This window comes from Palleronia abyssalis (assembly GCF_900302445.1).
In the GTDB taxonomy this organism is placed as follows: domain Bacteria; phylum Pseudomonadota; class Alphaproteobacteria; order Rhodobacterales; family Rhodobacteraceae; genus Palleronia; species Palleronia abyssalis.
This window is the reverse complement of the sequence record NZ_ONZF01000025.1, coordinates 1-6,436: the sequence shown is the minus strand read 5'-3', so window position 1 is coordinate 6,436 and position 6,436 is coordinate 1. Positions and strand designations below refer to the sequence as shown.

The window sequence follows — 6,436 nt, the reverse complement described above, 5'->3', positions numbered from 1 at the left end:
GAAATGGAGGAAACTCGACGGCCGGAACCGCCTGCCGGAGGTCATCAGCGGGGTTGAGTTCCGCGACGGCGTCCGCCACCTTCATACCGCCGCCTGATCAAGCGTCACCAACTTTCGCGCATATCTCGACGCCGGTCGTCTGGCGTGACTGCATAGACCATCCGACCACGTGAGAACAGATCGATGACCACCGCCAGGTAAGCGAAGCCGTCCTGTGTCCGGATGTAGGTGATATCGGTCACCCAGACCGTGTCCGGGGCTTCCACATCGAACTGCCGATCCAAGGTGTTGTCGACCACGACCGATGGCTTGCCGCCATACTTGCCGGGGCGGCGCTTATAGCCGATCTGCGCAGTAATCCCGGCCAGCTTGGTCAGACGGGCCACGCGGTTCAGACAGACATCTTCGCCCTGCTCGAGAAGATCGTCGTGCAGTTTGCGGTGCCCATAGACCTTGCCGCTTTCGACCCAGGCCACCTTCAACAGCTCGGTCTGGCGGACGTCTTCCCGGGCGCGCTTGCTGAGCGGCGCCTTCACCCACGCATAGCAGCCGCTCGGCTGAATGCGCAGACACCGGCACATCGCCCGGACGGAGAATTGCCCGCGATGCTCGGCCACGAACGCGTATCTCACTTTGCATCCCTGGCGAAATACGCGGTGACCTTTTTAAGATATCGCGCTCCTCCGTCACTCGTGCCAGCTCCCGCTTCAGACGCCGGATCTCTGCATCGCTCGCGGCGTCGCCCGAGGCGGACTTCGAGAACTTCTTCTTCCAAGCGTAGAGAGAATACGCGCTGACCCCGAGGCGATCGGAAACCTCTCTGACCGGGTAGCCCCGTTCGGTAATCTGCGCGACCGCGTCCCGCTTGAAATCGTCACTGTAAGTGTTGCTGCCCATCATGGCCTCCTTGCTTCAGATTCAGCTAAGAAGGCGTCCACGATACACGGGGCTATTCAGAACTTCATCGTGACCGCTACCGAGAGCCGGAATGCAAGGTAAGCTTGGGCAGACTGCGAAAACCATTACCCAATCAGAGCTTGCACCTGGGGCGTTCCAAACGTTTGATCCTGCAACCTTGGGGCTGTGCGCCGCGCCTTGAGGTAAGTCGCATCCACCAAGATGCTCGGCAATCGGCCTGCTCAGTGGCGAGCCATTCCATGATCCGCGCGAACGGTTCCATGCTGCTTCACCTGATCCAGCGATTGCAGAGCGTCTTGTACGAACCCGCATTTAGGCTCCGCTCCTGGGCCGTCTGACCGGCCTGTCCCGGAAAGGACCCGTGTTCTGCGATCGTCACCGGTGGACTTAATCATGGCCGGGCGATCCTGGCCGCCTCGACCTCGTCGCGCTCCGCCGGCTCGAAGCTGCTCCATGTCTCCTCATAAAGAGCCAGGCCGGTCGGTGTCTCGCCACCGGTCCAGTACTGGATCCTGTGCGTCTCCATGTAATTCAGGCTGGAGCCGGTCTGGTCGAACGCGCCGGAATCGAATTGAACGTGGTCCGCAGGCTCGACGGGGATCTCTGTCCCGGAGAGGTCATAGACCTCGATACCTGTTTCTCCGGATCCGCTGCTGGCAATACTTGCCACCGCAGTGCCCTCGCGCACCCAGAGCCCGATGCGCCCTCCGGGTATCGTAAACAGGTGGTCCCCATCCGGGGACAGCACGCCAAGGTTCCCGGCCCTGACAAGCATGTTCGCGGTTGCCGGGGACAAACGGATTTCCGCTCGACCGTCGCGGGAGAGATCCTGGGGCACCTCTATTTCGGAGACCATTCGACCATCGATATACGCAGCGACCACCTGCTTGAGGCCGCCATCGTCACCCCCCGGTGCTGCCGTTGGGCGCGGCGGAATGCCCGGTCTACCGGGTGGGCCGGGCATCTGCATTGCAGGGTCTCTCAGGCCGTCGACATACAGTCGTCCGGATTGACCCCAGCCGAGAGCCATTCCGTTTCTTATCCCGTCGGGCAACGAAATCTGGTAAAGTGGCTGACCATTCTCGGTCGAAAAGACCAGCACGTCGCCGCTGTCGCTCACCGCAATTTGGCTCCCGTCACGAGAAAAGCCGCCGATGAAGAGACTGACTCTGCGCCGCTGATATGCCTTGGCGCCCGGGATCATGATGTCGCGGACCAACGCGCCATCTTCAGCCCGAAACACCGAGATCCGGTCATTGCTCTCCGGCGCGAGAATAAAAGTGCTGCCATCGGGGGAATAGAAGATCGGCGAGGCAGGGCCGAACCAGGTGTCCGGCATATCGGGATGCGACAGTCTGGTCAGAATCCTTCCGGCTTCCGCATCAACCAGGAAGGCATCCGCCATGCTCCAGTTTTCCCTGGGCTGGAGCAGGACCCCGCGTCGTCCGGCCTGGCCGACCACGTAGACCGCCTCATCCTGGCGCTCGACGACGACCGGGCGCGCGGCCGAGGCCCGGTAGAGAGCATCATGCGCATCGCCGAACAATCGCATGTCGTCCTCGGTCGGATTTGCGGGAAGACCGCGAAGCGCCGCAATCATCGCCTCGCGGCGTTCGCCCCGCGCGAGATGGTCGACCGCGTCCCGGGCGAACTGGCGGGAGAGCTCCTCCGCGGGGAGAGTTCCTTCGGATGCGGAGCGTGGGCCTGTCCCGCGTCCCTCGAACCCGATTGCAGCAGCCGCAAGCCTGTAAAGTTCGAGCCCGAGGGGCAGATCGCCGCCCCGATACGACACGGAAACCCGGTCCACCGACGTCGTCCGGCCGAGAAGACCGCCGCTCTCGGCCACGACAATTCCGCTGAGAAAGCCGTAGTCCCGGGGCTCTGGGTCGAGCTCGTTTCCGGCGAGATCTCGAACCAGCACGCGCTGCTCCGCGATCCCGCCATCGTCGAAGTTCAGCGGCCAGACCAGCGCCTCCCCGCCGCGGGACAGGACGACCGGCGCCTGGGATCCGGGCATGCGCGTGGTCACCCCTTCGTCCCTGTCCACCACGATGGCCCCTTTGGCACTGGTCATCACGAACTCGTCCCGGCCGGCCTTCCTGGCAAACGACGTCAAATCGAGATCGATATCCGTGGCGATCACGCGCTCCGTTCCCGGCCCGATCTCCAGCAGCTCCTCAACCCGCTGGCTATAGATTTCCTGAGGCCCTTGCGCCTGAACAACCGTCTCCAGCAGAGTGGTATCGGACAACCAGCCGAAACCGCGGCGCAGCGTGAACGGTCCCGTGCGGGAGGGGAGCGCGTAAGGGCGGTGGAACACGGTCTCGCCGGTTTCGGCGGCCCACATCGTCAGGCCGAGCGGCCCGGTTGCCGCAATCAACCGGCTGTCACCGGAAAATCCGAGAGACAGTGCGTGATCCGAGAAGTCGATGTCAACCAGACGTTCGCCGGTCACGCCGTCCGCGACGATCAGGAGATCGAGATCGACCAGCGCAACGGCGATGCGCGTTCCGTCCGGGGAGAACCGAACGCTGGTATCCGATGGGATGCCTCCGCCCCGGGTGACTTCGTCTCCCGATGCAATCACGGAGATCACCTCCCCGGTCCGGGCGTCATGCAACGAGATCGGGAGGCTGGCGCGTCCGCGCTCGATGCTGGCGGTGATCATGCGCTCTCCATTCGGGCTTACCGAGGCCGTGACGTGCCCGTCGAAATCCAGTCGAACGACCCGGGAGGATACGGAGCGCCAGAGCGCCTCCATCGCATCGGGATATCTTCCGAGAGTGGCGTCATCTGGGTCAGCAGGAAGCACCTCCAGAATCTCTTCGATGGCAGCGCTCTTCTCGCCGATCTCGAGAAGCTGAAGGGCGCGGCGTGCAGCCTCCTCCGCCTGAGCCACCGGCACTTGCGAATATGCCGCGCCGGACCAAGACGCGATGGCGAGAAACAAGAGCAGACTTTTCATAGGATTATCCCTCAATAAAGAGATTGGTTCATGATCGAAAGGAGCGGCGGAATGAAAGACCGCTTGTTGGATATAATCAGACCCTGAAATACAGATCACTCGCGGCGATCAGTCCATATGCCCGTCCACCACGATCCGACGAAACGGTAACACAGAATTAGCTTTCGGGGAACTTTGAATTATTGTGGTCGCAAACTCGGATTCGTTTCTGAGAACTTGGATAGGCGTTGTTGCAAAACTCACGCCTGATGCATGACTTCCCCTTACCCCGCTGACGTTATGCCGCGCGAACGATCTCGGCGGTGCCGAGGGCGTTGAAGCGGTTCATGATGGCGACGCGGAAGTGTATCTCGGCGGTCTGGCGATCGGGGTCTCTTGCGGCGATGCGCTCGCCGAATGCCTTGAGGCAGCGCATCTTCGCCTCCACGCGGCTCAGGGCGTGGTTTCTGGTCCAGTGCTTCCAGAACGCCCGGCCGTAGTGCTTCGTGGCGCGTAGCGTTTCGTTGCGAGCCTTCGCGGCCGAGCAGTCTTCCTTCCAGGCGCGTCCGTTCTTCCGGATTGGGATGATTGGGGTAGCCTTCCGTGCGGTGATGGCCGCGTGGCAGCGGCGCGTGTCGTAGGCACCATCAGCTGTCACCGTTCCGATCTGCTCGTTGTCGGGGATCTGGCCGAGCAGTTCGGGTAGGATTGGACTGTCACCATCGCTGCTGGGGGTGAACTCAACCGCACGGATGTCCGAGGTCGCCGTATCCATGGCGAGATGCACCTTGCGCCACTGGCGGCGGCCCTGAACGCCGTGCTTACGGGTCTGCCACCGTCGCCCAGAAACATAATGCCAGTGCTATCAAGAAGCAGATTGAGCGGGCCATCGATACGGCGATACGGGATCTGGACGGCCAACGTCTTCTGTCTGCGGCACAGGGTGCTGAAGTCAGGAACGGACCAGTCCAGCCCCGCCAGCCGCAGTAGGCTGGCCACCATCCCCGCGGTCTGCCGCAATGGCAGCTTGAACAGAACCTTCACCGAAAGACAGAACTGGATGGCAGCATCGGAGAAGACGGAAGGGCGGCCAGGACGGCCTTCATGCGGCGCCAGCCAAGCCATCTCCTGATCAACCCAGATCAGCATCGAGCCGCGCTTGCGCAGCGATGCGTTATAGCTGGACCAGTTCGTCGTTCGGTAGCGGGCGGGCGGTGGCTTGCTCCTGCACCTCGTCTAACCGCATGGATTCGCGATGTGAACCGTTAAAAGTAAGAGTTCTGCAACAACCCCACGTAGAATGCCCCGGCGACGACCCGTTTGCCAGACTTGTTCGAGACGTCGGAGGGCGTGAGTCCGTGCCTCTTGCACGTAGCCCAACGCAAAGAGATTCGGGAGATCCAAGATCCTTGCTATGAGTACTTTGTGAAAGGTAACGGTTTGCCACGGAGGAAGGATGGCGGCTTGCTTGCGGTGCCATGGGGTGGAACGATCGAGGGGAGTTATCCTTCGTGTTACGGCTGCAACGGCACAGGATATATCGGAAGCAATACCGAGGCGAGGTGCGGTTCCTGCGGCGCGTCAGGGCGCATGTCGACGCGAGAGATCGTGAGTTGTCCGCGTTGCGCGGGAACCGGGCGAGAACCAGGCGGAGGCGGTAGTTCCCACGGTTCCGGATCAAGTCCGTCGCCAGCCGGGGCGTCTGCTGGAAGTACTTCGAAGATTTCGTCGAAATCGGAATGGAAGGCAATCGATTGGATTGTCGTGTTTGTCGTTGGGTTTTTTACGTTCGCGGTGACATCAAGGGGGACAAGCGCACCAAGCGACGAGATCTGGTTCCATGTCGTTATAGCAGTGATTGCTGGACTTTTCGCCGGTGCCATCTGGCGGCCGGTTACGAAAATCATGGTCGTCGGTGATCGTCTTTTCCAGCGTGCTCATCTTGGTCAATGCCGAATTGGATCTGTCAGCAGCGTGGCAGGCTTATGCAATCTCAGGCCTTTCGGCGTTCATTGCCTTTCATATCTGGCAATGGGTCGCTTTCATTGGCGTCTTGGCTACTCCCGGGCTCCTTCAAGAGATAGTCGATTCCGGTGATGATCTGGGAGAGATTTGGTCGCGCGTTTTGACTTCGCTGCTGGCTGCCATGTGACACCGGAAACCAGTGCCTCGAGCGGGTGTGCAGTGTTGCAGAACTCTCACCGTAGAGGATTCACAGCCGAATCCATGCGGTTAGACGGGTCGCATGAGCAAGCCTCCACCCGCCTGCTACCGCACGACGAACTGGTCCAGCTATAACGCATCGCTGCGCGAGCGCGGCTCAATGCTGATCTGGGTGGACCAAAAGATAAACTGGCTGGCGCCGCATGAAGGTCGCCTTGGCCGACCTTTCGTCGTCTCAGATGCCGCCATCCAGCTTTGCCTCTCGGCCAAGGTGCTTCTGTGGTTGGCCTGCCCCAATCGGGAGGTCCGGTTTCAGTCTTAGTGCATGACGGGACTCGGCGCTACGGCCGGAGTGGCCGGCGAAGCGGCTCCGGATTGCGGAGCCGGCCACTGCACCACCTCGGGTGCTGG

2 protein-coding genes and 3 pseudogenes are annotated in these 6,436 nt (G+C 61.4%); 2 read left to right on the top strand and 3 right to left on the bottom strand.

Annotated features, from left to right (window positions below):
* Positions 1-115: 115 nt before the first annotated feature.
* The 3 genes and pseudogenes from PAA8504_RS21475 to PAA8504_RS21465 all read right to left on the bottom strand — a co-directional run.
* Positions 116-900 (bottom strand): annotated as a pseudogene (locus PAA8504_RS21475) (IS3 family transposase); the annotation flags it as partial.
* A 409-nt stretch (positions 901-1,309) separates the two neighbouring features.
* On the bottom strand, positions 1,310-3,883 hold the full coding sequence (locus PAA8504_RS21470; protein ID WP_108896167.1) for a WD40 repeat domain-containing protein: 2,574 nt from the start codon (positions 3,881-3,883) through the stop codon (positions 1,310-1,312).
* A gap of 277 nt (positions 3,884-4,160) precedes the next feature.
* A pseudogene (locus PAA8504_RS21465) lies at positions 4,161-5,029 on the bottom strand (IS5 family transposase).
* A 691-nt stretch (positions 5,030-5,720) separates the two neighbouring features.
* On the opposite strand from PAA8504_RS21465, the gene PAA8504_RS21460 reads away from it, so the two are divergent.
* Both PAA8504_RS21460 and PAA8504_RS21455 read left to right on the top strand, forming a co-directional pair.
* On the top strand, positions 5,721-6,014 hold the full coding sequence (locus tag PAA8504_RS21460) for a hypothetical protein (protein ID WP_146190562.1): 294 nt from the start codon (positions 5,721-5,723) through the stop codon (positions 6,012-6,014).
* Positions 6,015-6,107: 93 nt separating this feature from the next.
* Positions 6,108-6,311 (top strand): annotated as a pseudogene (locus tag PAA8504_RS21455) (transposase); the annotation flags it as partial.
* Positions 6,312-6,436: the final 125 nt, after the last annotated feature.